The following is a 23,177-nucleotide window of genomic DNA, read 5'->3' as shown; positions in this document are numbered from 1 at the left end:
GTGACGGGCGCGATTTACCGCTTCAACCAGCGGAGGCGCCTCGAGGAGTTAGCAGCGACACATGCGCGCGATGGCGCTGCGGTATTGCCTGATTGGTTGGTTAGCGATGGTGCCCATGGTTTTTCCCCTGTGGCTGACGGCCATAAACTTATTCTCTATCGATCTAACAAACATTTATATGCTTCGTTGACGGAATAAGAGCTTGCATTTAAAACCCACACCACGGACCGGGCAAATACCTTCGGCCTATTTTTTCTATGCCAGGAAAGCATCATGGATTTACGACAATTGCGTTACTTCATCGCCCTGCTCGAATACCGCAGTTTTGTCCGCGCAGCCGATGCCATCGGCATCACTCAACCCGCGTTCAGCCGCAGCATTCAGGGCCTCGAGCAAGAGTTCGGCTGCCAACTGGTGGACCGCGCCAACAAGGACTTGCGCCCCACCCCGGAGGGTCAGCTGGTGCTCCAGCACGCCTTGCGCCTGGTCCAGGGTGCGAGCAATCTGGTTCACGAAATCAACCAGATGACCAAGCTCGACGCCGGCGAACTGCGCTTTGGCTGCGGCCCGGCACCGGCCGTGGCGCTGGTGCCCGATGCGGTAGCCAGTTTCGTCAACCGCCATCCGAAGGTGCGCACCACATTCATCGTCGACAGCTGGGAAAAACTCGGGCGCGCCCTAGGCCGCGACGAGATCGAATTCTTCATCGCCGACATCCGCCACTTCGAGGCCGATCCAAGCTTCCAGACCCAGCCGCTGACCGTTAAGCGCGGAGTGTTCTACTGCCGTCCCGGCCACCCGCTACTGACCAAGGAAAGCCTGTCGACCAACGACATGTTCAGCTATCCATTGGCCGCCTCGCAGATCCCGCCCGGGGTGCGCAAAGTGCTGGCCAACCTCAGCGGCCGCATCGACTTCTCCCCCAGTATCGAAGTCGAGAATTACCTCACCTTGCAGCGCATCGTCCGGCAGACCGATGCAATTGGCATCGGCACCGAAGAGGCGTACCGCAAGGCCATCGCCCAGGGCGAGCTGATCCATCTGCGCTTTCGCAATCTGCCGCACAATCTCGATGGCATGTTCGCGCGCTGCGGCATCGTCAGCCGCACCGGCTTCCGCCTCTCGTCGGCGGCGCGGGCGATGATCGAAACGCTGATCGAGGTCGATCAGGCTGGTGCAGCGCAGACCGGGATCAAAGTCGCCGCTGGTCAGGGTGAAATCCACCACTGACCAGCGGCGTAGACTGATAGGCAGGCGCGGTCAATGCCGCGTCAGGAGGTGTGCGATGCGTCCAACCCCAACTTTCACCCTCTGCCTCATCGGCGTCGTTTTGGTCGGTTTATCCACGGCGCTGGCAGCCGCGAGCGCGGTCGACGTCAGCTATCAGCATCCGGAGAAGTTTCGCGACGCCAGCCTGCGCAGTTCCGGCTATGAACGCGGTGCCGACGCCTTCGTCATGAAGGCGCTCGACGTTCACTTGCAAGAGCTAGGCAGCCGCTATCTGCCTGCCGGGCAAACCTTGCATATCGACATCCTCGACATCGACCTGGCCGGCCGCTACGAGCCATGGCACGGCAATGCCTACAATGTGCGTTTCATGCGTGACATCACTTGGCCGAGCATCAAGCTGCATTACGAACTCAAGCAGGACGGCAAAACCGTTGCCAGCCAGGACCAGCAGGTAAACGACATGTTCTACCTGCAGCGCCCCGGCCGCAGCATGCACAGCAGTGATCGGCTATATGCCGAAAAGGCCATGCTCGACGACTGGTTTCGCCAGCGCTTCGGCGCGCAACGGGCCAGCGCTACGCACTGACTGGCGAGGGTAGCTGGCCCAAGTCAGCATATTCCCGTCATGCCGGCGCAGGCCGCTATCCAGCTGCCCGCGCGAGTGACCCGCAATTCCCCCCTGGACCCCGGCCTGCGCCGGGGTGAGGAACTCTGATGGCACAGTGGCGCTCGCCTGGCCGGCAGGTCGAAGACTTCAGCGAGCGGCCTGGGCGCTGGCGGCGTGCGGCTGGTCGCGGGTGGCGGCCTCGAGGAACTCCGGCTGCGCCCAGTCCTTGACCGTAAACGGCTTGCGGATCAGGCGCAGTTCGCCGGCGAGATCCACCGATTTCTGCAGATGGGCGAGGAATGCCACATCCAGGTCCGAGCTGAACAGCGCAGCGAGTTTCTGATCCTTGTAGTCCGCCTGCAGGATCACCGGTGGATAGCTGGCCAGTTGCGAAACCAGCTGGATGTAAGCGTCCTTGTTATCTTCCTCGACCAACCATTGCAGCGCCTGCTCCTGCGCCGCCAGCAGGCGGGTGACCAGTTCCGGATGGGCATCGACGAAGGCCCCGGCGCCAAGCAGCACGCTCTGCATGCTGCCGGCGTCGCCGAGGTCGTTGGTGCTCAGGGGAATTTCGATCAGGTTGCGCGCGCGCAACGCGTTGAGATTGGAAAACCCCCACGAGGCGTCCACCTGCCTGGCCACCAGGGCCGCGGTAGAGGCGTTGAAATCGAGGTTGATGACTTTGAAGTCCTTCTCGCTCAAGCCCTGGCTGGCAATCGCCGCATCGAACGAGAGCTGGTTGGCGGTACCGCGAAACAGCGCCACGCGCTTGCCCTTGAGGCTTTGCAGGTCGGTGATCCCGCTGCCCGGCACCACACCCAGGTAACTCTTGATATTGCGGGCGATGCCGCTGAGCAGCCGGGTATCGGTGCCGCTGGATTTGCCGATGATCGCCGCCAGATCGCCCAGGTAGGCGAAGTCCACCTGACCGTTGGCGAAGGCTTCATTGATGACCGGGCCGGCGCCCTTGAAGAAATTCCACTGAATATGGATGCCCTGGTCGGCGAACGCTTTTTCCAGCAGCTGCTGGTCGCGCAACACATCCACCACACCGCCACCGCTGTGACCGGCGCCGGCACTGAGATCGGGCACGGCGATACGGATTTCCTTGACCGGCTGCGTGGTGGCCGAGGCGACCAAGGGGAAGGTGCCCAGCAAGCCCAGCAAAATCGGCGAGGCGAACAATCCGAACAGTGAATTGGCGAGGGTTTTCATTGAGGCGACTCCTTGGGCGATATCCATAGCGATGGCGGCTTAGCCGTCCGTTTGGCGATGAATAAGGCACAGCCCAGACATTCTCATAAATACTATTAATTCATTTTTTAATAACTAAGAGAGCTAAACAAGACAGGCCGCGGGCTGGCGCACAACATGCGCCACGGGCATAAAAAATATTCCACGAAGGCATTTGCGATGCGACTGCCAACCACGGTTTATTCATATAAATATTGGAACTTATATTCCATAAAGCACTATCAATAGGCCAATAACTGGCCCTCTTTCCTGTTCGGAACCCGTCGTTATGGCCACTACCTGGACTTCGCCTTCAACCACGCATGCACGGCCGCTAGATAATGCGGCCTGGTCTCGGCGCAGCGCCGCCCTGCTGCCCTGGCTGGTGCCGGCTAGCCTGGCACTGCTGTGGTGGCTGGCCAGTAACTTTGGCTGGATGTCGGAGCAGATCCTTCCGGCACCGCAACTGGTCTGGCAAAGCGCTCTGGAACTGGCGCACGGCGAGCTGTGGTTCAACCTTGGCATCAGCCTGCAGCGCCTCGCCGTCGGCTTGCTTCTCGGCATTGCCAGCGGCGCCGTGCTGGGCGGTTGGCTGGGCGCCAGTGCGCGGGCCGAGCGGCTGATCTACCCGACCTTCGCCGCGCTGGCGCAGATCCCGACCCTGGCCTGGATCCCGCTGTTCATGCTGCTGTTCGGCATCGGCGAGGCGCTCAAGCTGGTGGTGCTGGTCAAGGCCGTGGTGGTGCCGATCACCCTGCACACCCTGGTCGGCGTGCGCGATGCGCAGCCCAAATTGCGCGAGGCCGCCGCCGTACTGCGCCTGTCGCCACGCCTGCGGCTGTGGCGACTGACCATCCCGGCGGCCCTGCCAGCTTTTCTCGCCGGATTGCGGATCGCACTGGCCACCGGCTGGTCGTCGCTACTGGCGGTCGAACTGCTCGCGTCCAGCGAAGGCCTCGGCTTCCTGATGGTCTGGGGCCGGCAATTGTTCATGCTGGACATCGTATTCGTCTGCATTCTGGTGATCGGCGTCGTCGGTGTGCTGCTCGATCGCGGCATCAATCGGCTCGAGCATTCCCTGGTGCACTGGCCGCATCCACCCACGGCCGCGTTCCGTCGACGGCCGGCCGGCTCGGCCTGGCAACGCGTCCAGCCATGGTTGCTGCCGCTGGCGCTGCTGGGCCTATGGCAGCTGGCCAGCCAACGCGAGTGGCTGGACAGCAATATCCTCGTCGCCCCCAGTAGTGTGTGGCTGACCACCTGGCAAGGTCTGGTGGATGGCAGCCTGCCGGGCGCCATGGCGGAAAGCCTGAGCCGCACCGTTCTCGGCCTGGCACTGGGCGGCAGCCTCGGCGTTCTCGGCGGCCTGCTTCTCGGCCTGTCGCGCCCGGCGGAGCGCCTGTTTGGCCCGAGCTTGGGCGCGTTCCGCCAGGTGGCAATCTTTGCCTGGGTGCCGCTACTGACCGCCTGGTTCGGCCTAGGCGAGGCCGCCAAGCTGGCGTTCGTCGGCCTCGCCGCATTCTTCCCGCTGTTTATTGCCACCCAGCGCGGCGTCGCCGGCCTTTCGGCGCAGCTCGCCGAGGCGGCGCGGACCCTGCGCCTGAACCTCTGGCAACGCCTGCGCCTGCTGATCCTCCCCGGCGCCGCCCCGGCGATCTTCGCCGGCCTGCGCCTGGGGCTGATCTACGCCTGGCTGGGCACCATCGGCGCCGAATACTTCATGCCCGCCGGCGCGGGGATCGGCACGCTGATGCTCGGCGCCCAACAGCTCTTCCGCATGGACCTGGTGATGGCCGGCATGCTCCTGGTCGGCCTCACCGGCGCCCTGCTCAACACCCTCGGACAACGCATCGAAGCGCGTGCCACGCGCTGGAGAAACGCATGAATTCGCTGACCCGCCTGACCGTCGACACACCCATTGTCCGTTTCCGCCAGGTGAGCAAACAGTTCGCCGTCGACGGTGACAGGCTGGAAGTCATCCGCGATTTCGACCTCGACGTGCGCGAAGGTGAATCGATTGCCATCGTCGGCTCCAGCGGCTGCGGCAAATCCACCCTGCTGCGCCTGCTGGTCGGCCTGGATACCGAGTTCAGTGGCGATATTCAGGTCGACGGCGAGTCTGTGACCGGCATCGGTGGCGAGCGCGGCATCGTGTTTCAGGAGCACCGCCTGTTTCCCTGGCTGAACGTGGAACAGAACATCGCCCTCGGCCTGGTCAACGAAGGCCTGACCCAGGCCGAAAGCTTCCGCCGCGTCGAGCAGCTGGTGCAACTGGTCGGTCTGCACGGCTTTCAACGCGCCTACCCGCACCAGCTTTCCGGCGGCATGGCGCAGCGCGTGGCAATCGCCCGCGGGCTGGTCGCCAGTCCGCGCATCCTTCTGCTCGACGAGCCGTTTGGCGCCCTTGACGCGCTAACCCGGCAGCAGATGCAGGAGGAACTGCTGGCGATCCGCGCGCGTGCCGGGATCACCACCCTGCTGGTCACCCATGACGTTGAGGAAGCGATTTTCCTCGCCGACCGCGTGGTAGTCCTCGAGCCACGCCCCGGACGGATCAAACGCATCGTCGATATCGACCTGCCGCACCCGCGCAACCGCGCCAGCTTCGATTTCCACCTGCTGCGCGAAGAGCTGCTCCACGAACTGACCGGCAACGGCGAGCTCCGCGCTCCGCCTCCGCGTGTCGAGGACCTGCCGCTGGCGTACATCGCCTATTAATCCGCTTGTTCATTGGCCCCCGCCTACGCGGGGGTCCAGTCAACCACTCACTCCGGAGCCCCCATGCCGCACCGTCCCAACTTCCTGATCATTCTCGCCGACGACCTCGGTTTCTCTGATATCGGTGCCTTCGGCGGCGAGATTCGCACCCCTAACCTCGACGCCCTGGCCACCAGCGGTCTACGGCTGACCGATTTCCATACCGCGCCGACCTGCTCGCCAACCCGCTCGATGCTGCTCACCGGCACCGACCATCACATCGCCGGGCTGGGCACCATGGCCGAAGCGCTAACCCCGGAGCTGATCGGCAAGCCCGGCTACGAGGGGCACCTTAACGATCGCGTAGTCGCCCTGCCCGAGCTGTTGCGCGAGGCCGGCTACCAGACGCTGATGAGCGGCAAGTGGCACCTCGGCCTGACCGCCGAGTTGGCACCGCACGCGCGTGGCTTCGAGCGCTCCTTCGCGCTGCTGCCCGGCGCCGCCAACCACTATGGGTATGAGCCGCCCTACGACGAGTCCACGCCCGGCCTGCTGAAATCCACGCCGGCGCTGTACGTTGAGGACGACCAGTTCATCGACGAGTTGCCCGCCGACTTCTATTCCTCCGATGCCTTCGGCGACAAGCTGCTGCAGTACCTCAAGGAACGCGACCAGAGCCGGCCGTTCTTCGCCTACCTGCCATTCTCCGCGCCGCACTGGCCTCTGCAGGCCCCCGCCGAACTGGTCGACAGCTATCGCGGCCGCTACGACGCCGGCCCGGAAGTATTGCGCCTGGAGCGACTGACTCGCCTGAAGGCCTTGGGCTTGATCGACGAGCAGGTCGAGGCCCACCCGATCGTCACCCTCAGCCAGGAGTGGGCGCAGCTCGACGACGACAAGCGCCAGCGCTCGGCCCGAGCCATGGAGGTGTACGCGGCGATGGTCGAGCGCATGGATTGGAACATCGGCCGGGTTCTGGACTATCTGCGCCAGCAAGGTCAGCTGGACAACACCTTCATCCTGTTCATGTCCGACAACGGTGCCGAGGGCGCGCTGCTCGAGGCCTTTCCGAAATTCGGTCCCGAGCTGATGAGCTTCCTCAACCAGCACTACGACAACAGCCTGGACAACATCGGCCGCGCCAACTCCTACGTCTGGTACGGCCCGCGCTGGGCGCAGGCGGCGACTGCACCGTCGCGGCTGTTCAAGGCCTTCACCACCCAGGGCGGCATCCGCGTGCCGGCGCTGATCCGCTACCCGCAGGTGCATCGCCAGGGACAGATCAGCCATGACTTCGGCACGGTGATGGATATCACGCCGACGATTCTTGATCTGGCTGGCGTACGCCACCCCGGGAAGCGCTGGCGCGGCCGCGACGTGGCCGAGGTGCGCGGCAAATCCTGGCTGGGCTATTTGAGCGGCGAGACCGAGCAGGTTCACAACGAGCACACTGTCACTGGCTGGGAATTGTTCGGCATGCGCGCAATCCGCCAAGGTGATCTGAAAGCCGTGTACATCCCCGCACCGGTCGGCCCGGAAACCTGGCAGCTGTATGACTTGGCTAGCGATCCGGGCGAAATCCATGATCTTGCCCAGTCGCAGCCGGAAAAACTGGCTGCGCTGCTTGAGCATTGGCAACAGTATGTTGCGGAAACTGGCGTAATCCTTAGCAAATCGCCGTTCCAGGCGTAATTTCCGCACCACTCGTCTATCCGCACCCGACCGAGCATTGCACCGGTTTAATGGGTGCGGAATGATCCTCCCAGGCTGCAAATCAAGTGGCTGGCCGGCCATTTCTTCAGAATTTCGTCCCGGTCCCACCGCACGTTTTTTTCTGGCGCATCGACATTCATATCCAGCCACTGCGGCTCTTTATTTCTCGGCCCACCCACATGACTTGTAGTGGCATTTAGCCGATCAAAAGCGTTTACAGACAGTACTGAATGTAAGTATCTTTTGCAGTCTGCTTATTTGTCGTTTTTTCTTCGTACTTTCATGTTTTTCGCGCCCAGAGCGCGTAGCAATCGAGACATTTCCCATGCCCTTCAAGCCAGCCCTCACCGCTCTGGTTACTGCCACGTTGGCCGCCCTTTTGCTCAGCGGCTGCGACAAGCAAAACACTGCACAGCCACATGAAACGCCGACGGTCGGGGTCATTACCCTGCAACCCCAGGTGTTCGCGCAGACCAGCGAATTACCGGGCCGGGCCAGCGCCTACCGAATCGCCGAAGTACGTCCGCAGGTCAACGGCATCATTCTCAAGCGTCTGTTCAGCGAGGGTAGCGAGGTCAAGGCCGGGCAGCAACTCTACCAGATCGACCCAGCCACCTATCAGGCGACGTTCAAGAGCGCGCAGGCAGCCTTCAAGTCGGCCCAGGCATTGGCCGGTCGCTATAAAGAGCTGGTCGCCGACCAGGCCGTCAGCAAGCAGGAATATGACGAAGCCGAGGCCGCCCGTCTGCGCGACGAGGCCGCTCTGGAAAGCGCGCAGATCAACCTGCGCTACACCAAGGTGCTCGCACCGATTTCCGGACGCATCGGCCGCTCGGCGGTGAGCGAAGGCGCGCTGGTGAACGTTGGCCAGAGCGAAGCGATGGCGACCATCCAGCAGCTTGATCCCATTTATGTCGACGTCACTCAATCGTCCAAGGACATCCTCCGTCTGCGCAAAGAACTGGCCAGCGGCAACCTGCAAAAAATCGGTAAGCACGGCGCCAAGGTCAAGCTGGTGCTCGAGGACGGCAGCCTCTATGGGCATGAAGGCACGCTGGAGTTTTCCGAAGTCTCGGTAGACCCCGGCACCGGCTCGGTGGTCCTGCGTGCGGTATTCCCTAACCCCACCCATGATTTGCTGCCGGGCATGTTCGTCCATGCGCAGTTGCTCCAGGGCGTTAAAGAGCAAGCCATTCTCGCCCCACAACAAGGCATCACCCGTAACGTGCGTGGCGAACCGACTGCGCTGGTGGTCAACGCCGACGGCGTGGTCGAGCGCCGCGACCTGCAAGCCGAGCACACCGTCGGCAACCAGTGGCTGGTCAGCTCCGGCCTCAACAGCGGCGACCAGCTGATCACCGAGGGTCTGCAGCACGTGCGTCCGGGCGACAAGGTCCACGTCAAGGCCGCCAGTAACGTCAAGACAGCAGCCGCCACCCCGCGCTGAGGAACGTACCATGTCGAAATTCTTTATCGACCGGCCGATCTTCGCTTGGGTGATCGCCCTGGTGATCATGCTCGCCGGCACCCTGTCGATCCTCAATCTGCCAATTCAGCAGTACCCGAGCATCGCCCCACCGGCGATCGCCATTCAGGTCAACTACCCGGGCGCTTCCGCACAGACCGTGCAGGACACCGTGGCGCAGGTGATCGAACAGCAGCTCAACGGCATCGACAACCTGCGTTACATCACCTCGGACAGCAACTCCGACGGCAGCATGACCATCACCGCCACCTTCGAGCAGGGCACCAGCCCCGATACCGCCCAGGTACAGGTGCAGAACAAGCTGCAGCTGGCCACCCCACTGTTGCCGCAAGAGGTCCAGCAGCAGGGCATCCGCGTAACCAAGGCGGTGAAGAACTTCCTGATGGTTATCGGCGTGGTGTCCAAAGATGGCAGCATGGGCAAGAACGATCTGGCCAACTACATCGTCGCCAACATCCAGGACCCGATCTCGCGGACCAAGGGCGTCGGCGACTTCCAGGTATTCGGCGCGCAGTACGCCATGCGCATCTGGCTCGACCCGGCCAAGCTCAACAACTTCAAGCTGACGCCGATCGACGTGCGCACCGCCATCCAGGCGCAGAACGTGCAAATCTCCTCCGGCCAGTTCGGCGGCCTGCCGGCCGAGCCGGGACAGCAACTGAACGCCACCATCATCGGCAAGACCCGCCTGCAGACGCCCGAACAATTCCGCCAGATCCTCCTCAAGGTCAATACCGACGGCTCGCAGGTACGCCTCAGCGATGTCGCCAAGGTCGAGCTGGGTGGCGAGAACTATGCCATCAGCGCCCAGTACAACGGCATGCCGGCTTCAGGTCTGGCGATCAAGCTGGCCACCGGTGCCAATGCGCTGGACACCGCCAAGGCGATCCGCACTACCCTCGACGAGCTCAAGCCGTTCTTCCCTGCCGGCATGGAGGTGGTGCTGCCCTACGACACCACTCCGGTGGTATCGGCGTCGATCTACGAAGTGGTCAAGACCCTCGGCGAAGCCATCATCCTGGTATTCCTGGTGATGTACCTGTTCCTGCAGAACTTCCGCGCCACACTGATCCCGACCCTGGCGGTGCCAGTGGTCTTGCTCGGCACCTTCGGCGTGCTGGCGGCCGCAGGCTTCACCATCAATACCCTGACCATGTTCGGCATGGTCCTGGCCATCGGCCTATTGGTCGACGACGCCATCGTGGTCGTGGAAAACGTCGAACGGGTGATGACCGAGGAAGGCCTGTCACCCCGCGAGGCGACACGCAAGTCGATGGGCCAGATCCAGGGCGCGCTGGTCGGTATCGCCCTGGTGCTGTCGGCGGTCCTGCTGCCCATGGCGTTCTTCGGCGGCTCCACCGGGGTGATCTACCGGCAGTTCTCGATCACCATCGTCTCGGCCATGGGCCTCTCGGTACTAGTCGCACTGATCTTCACCCCTGCCTTGTGCGCCACCATGCTCAAGCCGATCCACAAGGGTGAGCATCACCATCACGGCGGCTTCTTCGGCTGGTTCAACCGTAGCTTCGAGCGCAGCGTGCAAAGTTATGAACGCGGCGTCGCCGGCATGCTCAAGCGCAAGGCGCCGTACCTGCTGGCCTACGTGGTGATTCTGGTCGGCATGGTCTGGCTGTTCGCCCGCATCCCCACCTCGTTCCTCCCGGAAGAGGACCAGGGGGTGCTGTTCGCCCAAGTGCAGACGCCGGCCGGCTCCAGCTCGATCCGCACCCAGGACGTGCTCGACGATATGCGCCAGTATTTGCTGGAAGACGAGAAAAACAACGTCAACTCGGTGTTCACCGTCAACGGCTTCAGCTTCGCCGGCCGCGGCCAGAGCTCGGGCATGGCCTTCATCATGCTCAGGCCCTGGGAAGAACGCACTAGCGCCGGCCAGGACGTGTTCTCCGTGGCCGACCGCGCCAAAAAATACTTCAACAATCTGATCGATGCCCGGGTGTCCTCCTTCGCCCCGCCAGCAGTGATGGAACTAGGCAACGCCACCGGTTTCGACTTCTACCTGCAGGACCGCTCCGGGAGCGGTCACGACGCGCTGATGGCCGCCCGCGATCAGCTCATCCAGCTGGCCCGGAAGAATCCGGTGCTCTCCGACGTACGCGCCAACGGCCTGGACGACGAGCCGCAGTACCAGTTGCAGATCGACGACGAGCGCGCCCGCGCCCTCGGCCTGTCGCTGGCCGAGATCAACAGCACCCTGTCGATCGCCTGGGGCGCCAGCTATGCCAACGACTTCATCGACCAGGGCCGGGTCAAGAAGGTCTATCTGCAGGGCGAAGCCGCCGCGCGGATGGGACCGGAAGACCTGGAGAAGTGGTACGTGCGCAACGACAAGGGCACGATGGTGCCGTTCGCCGCCTTCGCCAGCGGCAAATGGATCTACGGTTCGCCCAAGCTGTCGCGCTTCAATGGCGTGCCGGCGCTGCAGATCCAGGGCAAACCGGCAGCCGGGCGCAGTTCCGGCGAAGCGATGCAGGCGATCGAGGAGATCATTGCCCAACTGCCGCCAGGAATCGGCTACTCGTGGAGCGGCCTGTCCTATGAGGAGCGGCTGTCCGGCGCCCAAGCCCCAGCGCTGTACGCCATCTCGCTGCTGGTGGTATTCCTCTGCCTGGCGGCACTCTACGAGAGCTGGTCGATCCCCTTCTCGGTGATGCTGGTAGTGCCACTCGGGGTGATCGGCGCACTGCTCGCCACCTACGGTCGCGGCCTGTCCAACGACGTGTTCTTCCAGGTCGGCCTGCTGACCACGGTCGGCCTCGCGGCGAAGAACGCGATCCTCATCGTCGAGTTCGCCAAGGAACTCTACGAACAGGGCAAGAGCCTCCCCGAGGCGGCCATCGAAGCCTGCCGCATGCGTCTGCGGCCAATCATCATGACCTCGCTGGCGTTCGTCCTCGGCGTACTGCCACTGGCCATTTCCAATGGTGCCGGCGCGGGCAGCCAGCACGCCATCGGTACCGGCGTGATCGGCGGCATGATCACCGCGACGGTGCTGGCGATCTTCGGTGTGCCGCTGTTCTTCGTCATGGTCACGTCGATGTTCAAGCGCAAACCCAGACCCGTCACCAGCGAACAGGAGGTGGTCGAATGAGCAAGTCGTTACTGTCCCTCGCCGTCGCCTCGATCATCCTCGGTGGCTGCTCGCTGATCCCGGACTATGAGCGCCCAGAGGCGCCAATCGCCACTGCCTGGCCACAGGGCGAGGCCTATCCCTCGGCCGCGGAAATCGCCGGCAATGCGGACGCGCTGCAAGGCTGGCGGGAGTTTTTCCATGACCCGGCGCTGCAGCAGCTGATCGAAATCGCCCTCACCAACAACCGCGACCTGCGCACCGCGGCGCTGAACGTCGAGGCCTTCCAGGCGCAGTACCGCATTCAGCGTGCCGAGCTGTATCCAGCGGTTTCGGTGGACGGTGGCGCAAGCCGTCAGCGCGTGCCGGCCAGCCTGTCGCAGACCGGTGATTCGACCATCACCAGCCAATACTCGGCGACCATCGGCGTCAGCGCCTGGGAGTTGGACATGTTCGGCCGCCTGCGTAGCCTGCGGGATGCGGCGCTGGAGCAATATTTCGCCAGCGCAGAAGCACAGCGGGGCACGCAGATCAGCCTGATCGCCAGCGTGGCCAACGCTTATCTGAGCTGGCAAGCCGATCTGGACCTGTTGCAGCTCACCCAGGAAACCCTGGCCACTTACGAACGTACCCTCGCCCTCACCCAACGCAGCAATGAAGTCGGCGTGGCCTCGGCGCTGAACGTCAGTCAGGCACGCACTTCGGTGGAAACCGCGCGGGTGCGGCTGAGCCAGTACCAGCGCCTGGTCGCCCAAGACCGTAACGGCCTGATCCTGCTGCTCGGCCATGCGCTACCGGATGACCTGGGCCAGCCACTCGATCTGAACGCCAAGCTACTCGGCGATCTGCCGGCTGGCTTACCTTCGGAGTTGTTGCAGCGCCGCCCGGACATCCTCGCAGCCGAGCATCAGCTGAAGTCAGCCAACGCCAACATCGGCGCGGCGCGGGCGGCGTTCTTCCCCAGCATCAGCCTGACCGCCGATGCCGGAACGCTGAGTCCGGACCTGTCCGGCATGTTCGATGCGGGGTCGGGAACCTGGCTGTTCCGCCCGCAGATCAGCCTGCCGATTTTCAATGCCGGCGCCCTGCGCGCCAACCTCGACTACACCGAGGTGGTGAAGAGCATCCAGGTGGCGCAGTACGAGAAAACCATCCAGACCGCCTTCCAGGAAGTCGCCGATGGCCTCACCGCACGCGCCACCTACCGGCAGCAACTGCAGGCGCAGCGCGATCTGGTCGAGGCCAGCCAGAATTACTATCGCCTGGCCGAGAAGCGCTACCGCACTGGCATCGACAGCAACCTGACCTTCCTCGACGCCCAGCGCCTGCTGTTCAGCTCCGAGCAATCGCTGATCATCGATCGCCTGGCGCAGCTGGCCCGCGAGGTCAATCTGTACAAGGCGCTGGGTGGCGGTTGGGATGAGCAACGCGTGGGAGAAGCGCCGGCGACCGCGCCTGCATCTTGATCGCGCGGTTTTGATCGATGGGATCGCTCCCGGATTACATCCGGGCAACGGGTTTTTCATCTCTCCTGCCGGGAGAGATGAAGGACTTAAGCCAGCAACGCGACCGACTTCACCTGCGCCCATAACCGTTGCCCAACTTGCAGACCAAGCTGGTCGCGCGAATAGCGGGTAATCCGCGCCAACAGTGGCGTGCCGTCCACGTCCAGCCGCACCAGCACATGCGCGCCACTGGCGGCGGGTATTTCCTCCATGACCACCGCCGGCAGCAGATTGAGAATGCTGCTGTGTTGCTGGCACTGCAGGCTGAGGCTGACATCCCGCGCCTGCACCTTACAACGCAGCCGGCGCCCGAGCGGCATCGCCGGATGGGCTACACGCAAAGTCTGCTGACTCCCCGGCAGATGCACGCTGAGCAAGTCATACGCCGAGTCGTAGGCACTGACCTGACCCTCGATGACCACCCCGGCATCGTCGCCAAGCGCAGTGGGCAGATCCAGACGCGCCAGAGTTTCCCCGAGCGGACCGCTGGCCAGCACCGCGCCCTGTTCGAGTAGCACCAGGTGGTCGGCCAGGCGCGCCACCTCGTCCGGCGAATGGGTGACGTACAGAATCGGGATATCCAGTTCGTCGTGCAGACGCTCCAGATAGGGAAGGATCTCGCCCTTCAACTTGTGATCGAGCGCCGCCAAAGGCTCGTCCATCAGCAGCAGTCGCGGGCTGGTGAGCAAGGCCCGGGCGATGCCGACCCGCTGCCGCTCACCACCCGACAAGCGCTCGGGCAGGCGCTCGAGCAGATGAGCAATCCCGAGCAATTCCACCGCCTGATCGAGATGCACGCGGCGCTGCGCAGCGGCGATGCGGGTGTAGCCGTAATTCAAATTGCCGCGCACCGAGAGATGGGGAAACAGACTGGACTCCTGAAACACGTAACCCAGCGCGCGACGATGCGGCGGCGTGAACAGGCGCCGCTCGCTGTCCTGCCAGACCTGCCCATTGATGCGCAGATAGCCTGGTGCGCGCTCAAGCCCGGCCAGGCAACGCAACACACTGGTTTTCCCCGAGCCCGAGGGGCCGAACAGCGCCGTGACACCGCGTCCCGGCAAGCTCAGATCGACATCCAGAGTGAAATCCCCATGGCTCAGACGAAAACGCGCCTCGATCTGCTCGTCGCCATGCTTCGCGCTCACGTCATTCATCAATTCCATCCCGGCCTCATGCGTTTGCCGGAATACAGCGCCAGCAGCACCAGGAACGAAAACACCAGCATGCCTGCCGCCAGCCAGTGTGCCTGGGCGTATTCCATGGCCTCGACGTGATCGTAGATCTGCACCGAGACCACGCGGGTTTTATCGGGAATGTTGCCGCCGATCATCAGCACCACCCCGAACTCACCCACCGTGTGGGCAAAACCGAGCACGCTGGCGGTGATGATGCCCGGCTTGGCGAGCGGCAAGACCACCGAGAAAAAGCTGTCCCACGGCCCGGCTCGCAAGGTCGCCGCGACTTCCAGCGGACGCGCGCCAATGGTGGCGAAAGCGTTATGCAGTGGCTGCACGACAAAGGGCAGCGAATAGATCATCGAACCGATCACCAGGCCGGCGAAGGTGAATGGCAAGGTGCCGAGTCCCAAACTTTGCGTAAGCTGTCCGATCGGGCCGTGCGGGCCCATGCTGACCAGCAGATAGAAGCCGATCACCGTCGGTGGCAGCACCAGCGGCAGTGCCACCAGCGCGCCCACCGGGCCTTTCCAGCGTGACGAGGTGCGCGCCAGCCACCAGGCGATGGGCGTACCCAGCACCAGCAGTAACACCGTGGTCAGCGTGGCCAGCTGGATAGTCAGCCAGATTGCGGCGAAATCAGCAGCGCTCAGACCCATCGATCAGCTCTCAAAGCTCATAGCCGTAGGAGCGGATCACCTTAGCGGCATTCGGCCCGCGCAGGTACTCCAGGAATGCCTTGGCCGCCGGATTGTCCTTGCCCTTGTTGAGCAGTACCGCGTCCTGACGGATCGGCTGATGCAGCGTGGCCGGCACGATCCAGGCGGAACCATTGGTGATCTGGCCATCCTTATAGACCTGCGACAAGGCAACGAAACCCAACTCGGCATTGCCGCTGGAGACGAACTGGTGCGCCTGCGTGATGTTCTGCCCTTCCACCAGCTTGCCGGCCAGTGCTTGCGTCAGGCCCAGCTTGGCCAGCACCTCGGTGGCAGCCAGCCCGTAGGGCGCGGTTTTGGGGTTGGCGATGGCCAGATGTTGGAAAGTGTTTTGCTTCAACACCTCGCCTTTGCCATCCACATATCCGGCTTTGGCCGACCATAGGGCCAGCGTGCCGATCGCATAGGTAAAGCGCGAACTGGCGACGGTTTCGCCTTCCTGTTCGAGCTTTGCCGGGGTGCTGTCGTCGGCGGCCAGAAATACCTCGAACGGCGCGCCATTCTTGATCTGTGCGTAGAACTGCCCCGTCGCGCCGAACGCCGTCACCAGCTTGTGCCCGGAGTGTTTTTCGAAGTCACTGGCCATCGCCTGAATCGGCGCGGTGAAATTTGCCGCGACCGCGACCTGAACCTCATCGGCGGTTGCCACTTGGGCAAAACAACCAATGGCGGCAACCAACGCCAGGAAATGACGACGCATGAAAAACTCCTTTTTAGTGGGTTTTGACGGCTCGGAATCAAACCAGCATATCGCTATATCAAAAACTATATAGCGAAGCGCGCCACCCCACCAAGCCTAATCACGCATCTACTCCGTCGCGACCCGCTCACCCATCAACACCGCCTGACTATTGCCGGCCATTTCGCGGAGGAAGTTCCAGGTCGCCTTCATCCGCGCGATGTCTTTTAGCTCGATCGGCATGAGCATCCAGAACGTCCGGGTGAACTCCACCTCATCGCCCAGCACGCAGACCAGCCGCGGATCTGGATCGGCCGAAAACGCCGGCAGGATGGCAATCCCCGCGCCGGCAGCGGTCGCCTGTTGCTGCGCAAGAATGCTGGTGCTGCGCAGCGCGACCCGTCGCGGCTTGCCGATTTCGTCGAGGTTGAGGAGTTCCTTGCTGTACAGCAGGTCATCGATATAGCTGACGAAACCGTGCTCGCGCAGATCGTCGCGGCTGCGAATCGGCGCATGCCGCTCCAGGTAGTCGACGGAGGCGTACAGCCGCAGCACGTAGTTGGTCAGCCGGGTGATGATGAACGGGCCGCGCTCCGGTCGCTCAAGGGTGATCACGATGTCCGCCTCGCGACGCGACAAATGCACCATTCGCGGCACGGCCAACAGGTCGATGCCCAGATTCGGATGGCGCTGGGTGAACTCGGCCAACTGCGGCGCCAGCATCACCGAACCGTAACCCTCGGTCACACCGATCCGCACGTGCCCGGAAAGGTTTTCCTTCTGGTCTTCACGCGCCTGCTCGATAGCTGAAAAGGCACTTTCCATCGCCTCGGCTTGCGGCAGCAGCGTACTCCCCGCCTCCGTCAGGCTGTAACCCGAGGCCTCGCGGCTGAACAGCTGCACGCCGAGGCTCTTCTCCAGCGCCTGCACACGGCGGGCTACGGTGGTGTGGTCGACTGCCAGGCGGCGCGCGGCGGCTGTCAGCTTGCGCGTGCGGGAAAGCTCGAGGAAATACCGCAGGTTGTCCCAGTCCATTCGCCACCTATCGATCTGCAAAAATGCAGACTAACAATGCATTTACTCGAATTGATACCCACAAAAACGCACTGCTAGGATAAAGATAAGCGCGCTCGAAGGCATGCCCTCGGGCTTATCCCCCCACTGCCTGTCGGAGACCGGACACATGAACACGCCTTCTGCACCAAGCGTCCCCACCGTCAAACTGCTGATCGACGGACAACTGGTCGAATCGAAGACCAGCCACTGGCGCGACGTGGTCAACCCGGCCACCCAGGAAGTCCTGGCCCGCGTGCCGTTCGCCACCGACGACGAAATGCACGCCGCCGTGGCCAGTGCCAAGCAAGCGTTCAAAACCTGGCGCAAGACGGCGATTGGCACGCGGGCGCGCATCTTCCTCAAGTATCAGCAGCTGATCCGCGACCACATGAAAGAGCTCGCGGCGATCCTCACCGCCGAACAGGGCAAGACCCTGGCCGACGCTGAAGGCGATGTGTTTCGCGGCCTGGAAGTGGTCGAGCACGCCGCCGGGATCGGCAACCTGCAGCTCGGCGAGCTGGCCAACAACGTTGCTGGCGGCGTCGACACCTACACCTTGATGCAACCACTGGGCGTGTGCGCCGGCATCACCCCGTTCAACTTCCCGGCGATGATCCCGCTGTGGATGTTCCCGATGGCCATCGCCACCGGCAACACCTTCGTCCTCAAGCCGTCCGAGCAGGATCCGATGGTGACCATGCGCCTCGCCGAATTGGCGCTGGAAGCCGGTCTGCCGGCCGGCGTGCTCAACGTCATCCACGGCGGTGCCGACGCGGTCAACCTGATCTGCGATCACCCGGACATCAAGGCCGTGTCCTTCGTCGGCTCGACCAAGGTCGGCACCCACGTCTACCACCGCGCCAGCCAGGCCGGTAAGCGCGTGCAGTGCATGATGGGCGCGAAGAACCACGCGATCGTCATGCCCGACGCCCACAAAGAGCAGACCCTCAACAATCTCGCCGGCGCCGCCTTCGGTGCCGCTGGCCAGCGCTGCATGGCGCTGTCGGTGGTGGTGCTGGTCGGCGAAGCGCAGAGCTGGCTGCCGGAGCTGGCCGAGAAAGCCAAAACCTTGAAAATCAGTGCCGGCGTGGAGCCGGGCACCGATGTCGGCCCGCTGGTTTCCTGCGCGGCGCTCGACCGGGTCAGCAGCCTGATCGAACGTGGCGTCGACGAAGGCGCGAGCCTGGCGCTGGATGGACGCAACCCAAGTGTCGCCGGCTACGAGCGCGGTAACTTCGTTGGCCCGACCATTTTCGCCGGCGTCACTTCCGAGATGAGCATCTACAAGGAAGAAATCTTCGGCCCGGTGCTGTGCGTGATGCACGCGGAGACCATGGATGAAGCCATCGAGCTGATCAACGCCAACCCGAATGGCAACGGCACCGCGATCTTCACCCGCTCCGGTGCCGCCGCGCGGCACTTCCAGGAAGAAATCGACGTCGGCCAGGTCGGCATCAACGTGCCAATCCCGGTACCGGTACCAATGTTCTCCTTCACCGGCTCGCGCGGCTCGAAACTCGGCGACCTCGGCCCGTACGGCAAACAGGTCGTGCAGTTCTACACCCAGACCAAAACCGTCACCCAGCGCTGGTTCGACGAAAACGAAGTCGGTGGCGCGGTGAACACCACCATCACCCTGAAATGATCCGCCAGGCCGACGCACAGCTTCGTAGGGTGGGTTAGCCGCATAGCGGCGTAACCCACCATCCATGTCGCAAGGCATCGCGATTGCCAGCCTGACGGCCGGTCGGTGGGTTACGCCTTTGGCTAACCCACCCTACGCCAGACCATGCAACACCTGACTTGTACCTGGCTTTTTCTGGAGTTTGCACCATGGAATTTGAAACCCTTCTGCTGGACATCCGCGAGCGCGTCGGCCTGATCACCCTAAACCGGCCCAAGGCGCTCAACGCCCTGAACGGCCAGCTGATCGCCGAACTCAACCAGGCGCTGGATCGTCTGGAAACCGACCCGAGCATTGGCTGCATTGTCCTGACTGGCTCGCAGAAAGCCTTCGCCGCCGGTGCCGACATCAAGGAAATGGCCGAGCTGACCTTTCCGCAGATCTACCTGGACGACTTCTTCGCCGCCGCCGACCGCATCGCCAACCGCCGTAAGCCGATCATCGCCGCCGTGGCCGGTTACGCGCTGGGCGGTGGCTGCGAACTGGCGCTGATGTGCGACTTCATCTATGCCGCCGACAACGCCCGTTTTGGCCTGCCGGAAATCACCCTTGGCGTGCTGCCGGCGATCGGTGGCACCCAGCGCCTGACTCACGCACTGGGCAAATCCAAGGCCATGGAATTGTGCCTGACTGGCCGCCAGCTGACTGCCGAGGACGCCGAACGCGCCGGCTTGGTCGCCCGTGTGATCCCGGCCGACAGCCTGCTCGAAGAAACCCTCAAGGTCGCCGCCGGCATCGCCGCGAAATCGCTGCCTGCGGTGATGATGGTCAAGGAAAGCGTCAACCGCGCCTTCGAGGGCAGCCTCAGCGAAGGTCTGCGGTTCGAGCGACGGATCTTCCATGCGGTGTTCGCCACCAGCGACCAGAAGGAAGGCATGGCCGCCTTCGTCGAGAAACGCCCGGCGCAGTTCAAGCATCGTTAAACGTGGTGAGGGTGGAAAACGCTGCGCGGTTCTTCCGCGGGGTGGCCATCCACCCTACGAGGCTGCCGTAGCCCGGATGCAATCCGGGGGCGGAGTTGCCGGTTATCCCCGGATTGCATCCGGGCTACGCACTGAGGGTTTTGTCCCCTCCCCTGCGGGGCGAGGGGAGCTTTACCGCCGTTCCACAATAAGGACGTCACCATGCATATCGGCTTTATCGGTCTCGGCAACATGGGCGCCCCTATGGCCCGCAATCTCCTCAAGGCCGGCCACGCGCTGACCGTTTTCGATCTGTTCGCCACAGCCGTCTCCGGGCTGGTCGAAGCCGGCGCCACCGCCGCCACTTCCCCCGCGGCACTGGCGCAGAGCGACGTGAAACTGATCATCACCATGCTGCCGGCCGCCGCTCATGTGAAGAGCGTCTACCTCGGCGATGACGGCCTGCTCGCCAACGTGCGCGAAGGCGTGCTGCTGATCGACTCGTCAACCATCGATCCGCTCAGCGCCCGCGAAGTGGCCAAGGCCGCCATCGCCCAGGGCAACCCGATGCTCGATGCGCCGGTGTCCGGTGGCACGGGCGGCGCTGCAGCCGGCACGCTGACCTTTATGGTTGGCGGCGATCTGGCCGACTTCGAACACGCCCAACCGGTTCTCGCCGCGATGGGCAAGAACATCGTGCACTGCGGCGGCGCCGGCAACGGCCAAGTGGCCAAAGTCGCCAACAACATGCTGCTGGGTATCTCGATGATCGGCGTCGCCGAGGCCATGGCCCTTGGCGTGGCGCTGGGCATGGACGCCAGCGTGCTGGCCGGGGTGATCAACACGTCCAGTGGCCGCTGCTGGAGTGCCGACACCTACAACCCGTTCCCCGGCGTGATGGACAACGTGCCCGCAGCTCGCAGTTACAGCGGCGGCTTCGGCACCGACCTGATGCTCAAAGATCTCGGCCTGGCCACCGAATCGGCCAAGCAGGCCCGCCAACCGGTGATGCTCGGCGCCTTGGCGCAGCAACTGTATCAGGGCTTCAGCCAACAAGGCCACGGCGCGTTGGACTTCTCAGCGATCATCAACCTGTACCGCAAAGAGAGCTGAACAATGAGCGATAGCGATGCCGTCATTCTGGCTGAGGTGCGCAACCGCATCGGCCACCTGACGCTGAACCGGCCCAGCGGACTCAACGCCCTGACCCTGCCGATGATCCGCGCCCTCTCCCAGCAATTGCACGACTGGGAAGAGGACCCGCAGGTGCTCGCCGTGGTGCTGCGCGCCAGCGGCGAGAAAGCCTTCTGCGCCGGCGGCGATATCCGCGCGCTGTACGATAGCTATCGGGCCGGCGACACCTTGCACACGCAGTTTTTCGAGGAGGAATACGCGCTCGATCAATACATCCACGCCTATCGCAAACCGCTCCTCGCCTTGATGGACGGCTTCGTCCTCGGCGGTGGCATGGGCCTGGTCCAAGGCGCCAGTCTGCGTGTGGTCAGCGAGCGAGTGAAGATGGGCATGCCGGAAACCGGCATCGGTTATTTCCCCGATGTCGGCGGCAGTTACTTCCTCTCGCGTCTGTCGGGTCAGCTAGGGACTTACCTGGGTATCACCGGCATGCAGATCCGCGCAGCCGATGCGCTGTATACACGGCTGGCGGACTGGTGCCTGCCCAGCGAATTGTTCGCCGAGTTCGATCGCTGCCTCGATCACCTGAGCTGGACCACTCACCCGCAGGAATCCCTACGCACCCTGCTCTCCACGCTGGCCAGCAGCCAATTGCCCGGCGCCGAACTAAAAGCCCTGCGCCGGGCCATCGACGAACATTTCGCCCATGCCGATCTGCCGGCGATCCGCGCTGCGCTGGTGGCGGAAAACCGTCCGGAATACCGCGACTGGGCCGAGAAAACCGTCAAGCTCCTCGACAGCCGCTCGCCGCTGGCGATGAGCGTGACTCTGGAGATGCTGCGCCGCGGCCGCCAGCTATCGCTTGCCGATTGTTTCGATCTGGAATTACATCTGGACCGCCAATGGTTCGCCAAGGGCGACATCATGGAAGGCGTGCGCGCGCTGATCGTCGATAAGGACAAGACACCACGCTGGAATCCGCCCACTCTGGAGCAAGTCGACCGTGCGCAGGTCGACGCCTTCTTCTGCGGTTTCAAACCCACCGCTGGCAAAGCCCGGCGTACCGCCCTGGAACAAGAGAGATAACCATGCACGACCTCGAACTGAGCGAAGAACAACGCATGATCCGCGACATGGCCCGCGACTTCGCCCGCAGCGAAATCGCCCCCAAGACCCAGGCGTGGGAAAAAGCCGGCTGGATCGACGACGCGCTGATCGCGCAAATGGGCGACTTGGGCCTGCTGGGCATGGTCGTCCCGGAAGAATGGGGCGGCTCGTACGTCGATTACGTCGCCTATGCGCTGGCAGTGGAAGAAATCTCCGCGGCCGATGGCGCCGTGGGCACCCTGATGAGTGTGCACAACTCGGTCGGCTGCGGGCCGGTCCTGCGCTATGGCAGCCAGGCGCAGAAACAGGCCTGGTTACCGGCCTTGGCCGCTGGCCAGGCCATCGGCTGCTTCTGCCTGACCGAACCCCACGCCGGCTCCGAAGCGCACAACCTGCGCACCCGTGCCGAACTGCGCGACGGCCAGTGGGTGCTCAACGGCGCCAAGCAGTTCGTCACCAACGGCCAGCGCGCCAAGCTGGCCATCGTCTTCGCCGTTACCGATCCGGAGCTGGGCAAGAAAGGCCTTTCAGCCTTTCTGGTACCGACCGACAACCCCGGTTTCGTCGTCGAGCGCCGCGAACACAAGATGGGTATCAAGGCCTCCGACACCTGCGCAGTGACCCTGAACGATTGCACAATTCCCGCCGATAACCTGCTCGGCGAGCGTGGCAAGGGTCTGGCCATCGCCCTGTCGAACCTCGAAGGCGGACGCATTGGCATCGCCGCCCAAGCCCTCGGCATCGCCCGCGCGGCCTTTGAAGCGGCGCTGGGTTATGCCCGCGAGCGCACCCAATTCGGCAAGCCGATCATCGAGCACCAGAGCGTGTCGAACCTGCTCGCCGACATGCACACCAGCCTGAACGCCACGCGCCTGCTGGTACTACACGCGGCGCGCCTGAAAAGCGCCGGCCTGCCCTGCCTTTCCGAAGCCTCGCAGGCCAAATTGTTCGCCTCGGAGATGGCCGAGAAGGTGTGCTCGAAAGCGATCCAGATCCACGGCGGCTACGGCTATTTGGAAGATTATCCAGTGGAAAAATACTACCGCGACGCGCGCATCACCCAGATCTACGAAGGCTCCAGCGAAATCCAGCGCCTGCTGATCGCCCGCGAGCTGGTCAACTACAGTCTGTAAACGCCACGTTTGGCGTAAGCCTTCAA

The 23,177-nt window shown here is 63.3% G+C and carries 18 protein-coding genes; 13 read left to right on the top strand and 5 right to left on the bottom strand.

From position 1 onward, the window contains the following. Positions 1-273: 273 nt before the first annotated feature. A complete protein-coding gene (locus NVV93_RS08715; protein WP_258254041.1) occupies positions 274-1,230 on the top strand; it encodes a LysR family transcriptional regulator in 957 nt (318 codons plus the stop codon). Between the two features lie 55 nt (positions 1,231-1,285). Continuing rightward, positions 1,286-1,816, top strand: coding sequence for a DUF3016 domain-containing protein (locus tag NVV93_RS08710; RefSeq protein WP_258254040.1), 531 nt, complete (start codon positions 1,286-1,288; stop codon positions 1,814-1,816). Between the two features lie 168 nt (positions 1,817-1,984). Here NVV93_RS08710 and NVV93_RS08705 read toward each other — a convergent pair whose 3' ends face one another. Continuing rightward, the gene (locus NVV93_RS08705; RefSeq protein ID WP_258254039.1) at positions 1,985-3,052 is read right to left on the bottom strand and encodes an ABC transporter substrate-binding protein; all 1,068 of its coding nucleotides are present in this window, start codon (positions 3,050-3,052) and stop codon (positions 1,985-1,987) included. A 307-nt stretch (positions 3,053-3,359) separates the two neighbouring features. Here NVV93_RS08705 and NVV93_RS08700 point away from each other — a divergent pair, with 307 nt between their 5' ends. From NVV93_RS08700 to adeC, 6 genes are all read left to right on the top strand, one after another. Then, entirely contained in the window at positions 3,360-4,955 is a 1,596-nt protein-coding gene (locus tag NVV93_RS08700; protein ID WP_258254038.1) for an ABC transporter permease, read from the top strand. After that, entirely contained in the window at positions 4,952-5,788 is an 837-nt protein-coding gene (locus NVV93_RS08695) for an ABC transporter ATP-binding protein (RefSeq protein ID WP_258254037.1), read from the top strand. The genes NVV93_RS08700 and NVV93_RS08695 overlap by 4 nt, the downstream gene beginning before the upstream one ends. A gap of 63 nt (positions 5,789-5,851) precedes the next feature. Beyond that, positions 5,852-7,459 (top strand): arylsulfatase, encoded by a 1,608-nt coding sequence (locus tag NVV93_RS08690; protein ID WP_258254036.1) that lies wholly within the window; start codon positions 5,852-5,854, stop codon positions 7,457-7,459. A 346-nt stretch (positions 7,460-7,805) separates the two neighbouring features. Then, complete coding sequence (locus NVV93_RS08685; protein WP_258254035.1) at positions 7,806-8,927, top strand: efflux RND transporter periplasmic adaptor subunit; 1,122 nt, start codon at positions 7,806-7,808, stop codon at positions 8,925-8,927. Between the two features lie 10 nt (positions 8,928-8,937). Continuing rightward, positions 8,938-12,075: an efflux RND transporter permease subunit gene (locus tag NVV93_RS08680; RefSeq protein ID WP_258254034.1), complete on the top strand. Its 3,138-nt coding sequence runs from the start codon at positions 8,938-8,940 to the stop codon at positions 12,073-12,075. Further along, positions 12,072-13,520, top strand: a complete 1,449-nt coding sequence (adeC, locus tag NVV93_RS08675; RefSeq protein ID WP_258254033.1) for an AdeC/AdeK/OprM family multidrug efflux complex outer membrane factor — start codon at positions 12,072-12,074, stop codon at positions 13,518-13,520. Before NVV93_RS08680 ends, adeC begins: the two co-directional genes overlap by 4 nt. 86 nt (positions 13,521-13,606) lie before the next feature. On the opposite strand, the gene modC is transcribed toward adeC, so the two are convergent. From modC to NVV93_RS08655, 4 genes are all read right to left on the bottom strand, one after another. Further along, positions 13,607-14,716: a molybdenum ABC transporter ATP-binding protein gene (gene modC / locus NVV93_RS08670; protein ID WP_258254317.1), complete on the bottom strand. Its 1,110-nt coding sequence runs from the start codon at positions 14,714-14,716 to the stop codon at positions 13,607-13,609. Then, complete coding sequence (gene modB / locus NVV93_RS08665) at positions 14,716-15,396, bottom strand: molybdate ABC transporter permease subunit (protein WP_258254032.1); 681 nt, start codon at positions 15,394-15,396, stop codon at positions 14,716-14,718. The genes modC and modB overlap by 1 nt, the downstream gene beginning before the upstream one ends. A 10-nt stretch (positions 15,397-15,406) precedes the next feature. Continuing rightward, a complete protein-coding gene (modA, locus tag NVV93_RS08660; RefSeq protein ID WP_258254031.1) occupies positions 15,407-16,156 on the bottom strand; it encodes a molybdate ABC transporter substrate-binding protein in 750 nt (249 codons plus the stop codon). Positions 16,157-16,264: 108 nt separating this feature from the next. Beyond that, positions 16,265-17,170 (bottom strand): LysR family transcriptional regulator, encoded by a 906-nt coding sequence (locus tag NVV93_RS08655; protein ID WP_258254030.1) that lies wholly within the window; start codon positions 17,168-17,170, stop codon positions 16,265-16,267. Positions 17,171-17,318: 148 nt separating this feature from the next. On the opposite strand from NVV93_RS08655, the gene NVV93_RS08650 reads away from it, so the two are divergent. From NVV93_RS08650 to NVV93_RS08630, 5 genes are all read left to right on the top strand, one after another. Beyond that, the gene (locus tag NVV93_RS08650) at positions 17,319-18,836 is read left to right on the top strand and encodes a CoA-acylating methylmalonate-semialdehyde dehydrogenase (RefSeq protein WP_258254029.1); all 1,518 of its coding nucleotides are present in this window, start codon (positions 17,319-17,321) and stop codon (positions 18,834-18,836) included. A gap of 188 nt (positions 18,837-19,024) precedes the next feature. Continuing rightward, positions 19,025-19,798 carry an enoyl-CoA hydratase gene (locus NVV93_RS08645; protein ID WP_258254028.1) on the top strand — a complete coding sequence of 258 codons (774 nt, stop codon included), beginning with the start codon at positions 19,025-19,027 and terminating at the stop codon, positions 19,796-19,798. A gap of 201 nt (positions 19,799-19,999) precedes the next feature. Next, positions 20,000-20,890: a 3-hydroxyisobutyrate dehydrogenase gene (mmsB, locus tag NVV93_RS08640; protein ID WP_258254027.1), complete on the top strand. Its 891-nt coding sequence runs from the start codon at positions 20,000-20,002 to the stop codon at positions 20,888-20,890. 3 nt (positions 20,891-20,893) lie between these two features. Then, on the top strand, positions 20,894-21,997 hold the full coding sequence (locus NVV93_RS08635; protein WP_258254026.1) for an enoyl-CoA hydratase/isomerase family protein: 1,104 nt from the start codon (positions 20,894-20,896) through the stop codon (positions 21,995-21,997). A gap of 2 nt (positions 21,998-21,999) precedes the next feature. After that, entirely contained in the window at positions 22,000-23,151 is a 1,152-nt protein-coding gene (locus tag NVV93_RS08630) for an acyl-CoA dehydrogenase family protein (protein ID WP_258254025.1), read from the top strand. The last annotated feature ends 26 nt before the right edge of the window (positions 23,152-23,177 follow it).

The sequence above is a fragment of the Pseudomonas sp. LS44 genome, from assembly GCF_024730785.1.
In the GTDB taxonomy this organism is placed as follows: Bacteria; Pseudomonadota; Gammaproteobacteria; order Pseudomonadales; family Pseudomonadaceae; genus Aquipseudomonas.
The sequence above is the reverse complement of the archived record's forward strand: the minus strand, read 5'-3'. Positions and strand labels throughout refer to the sequence as shown.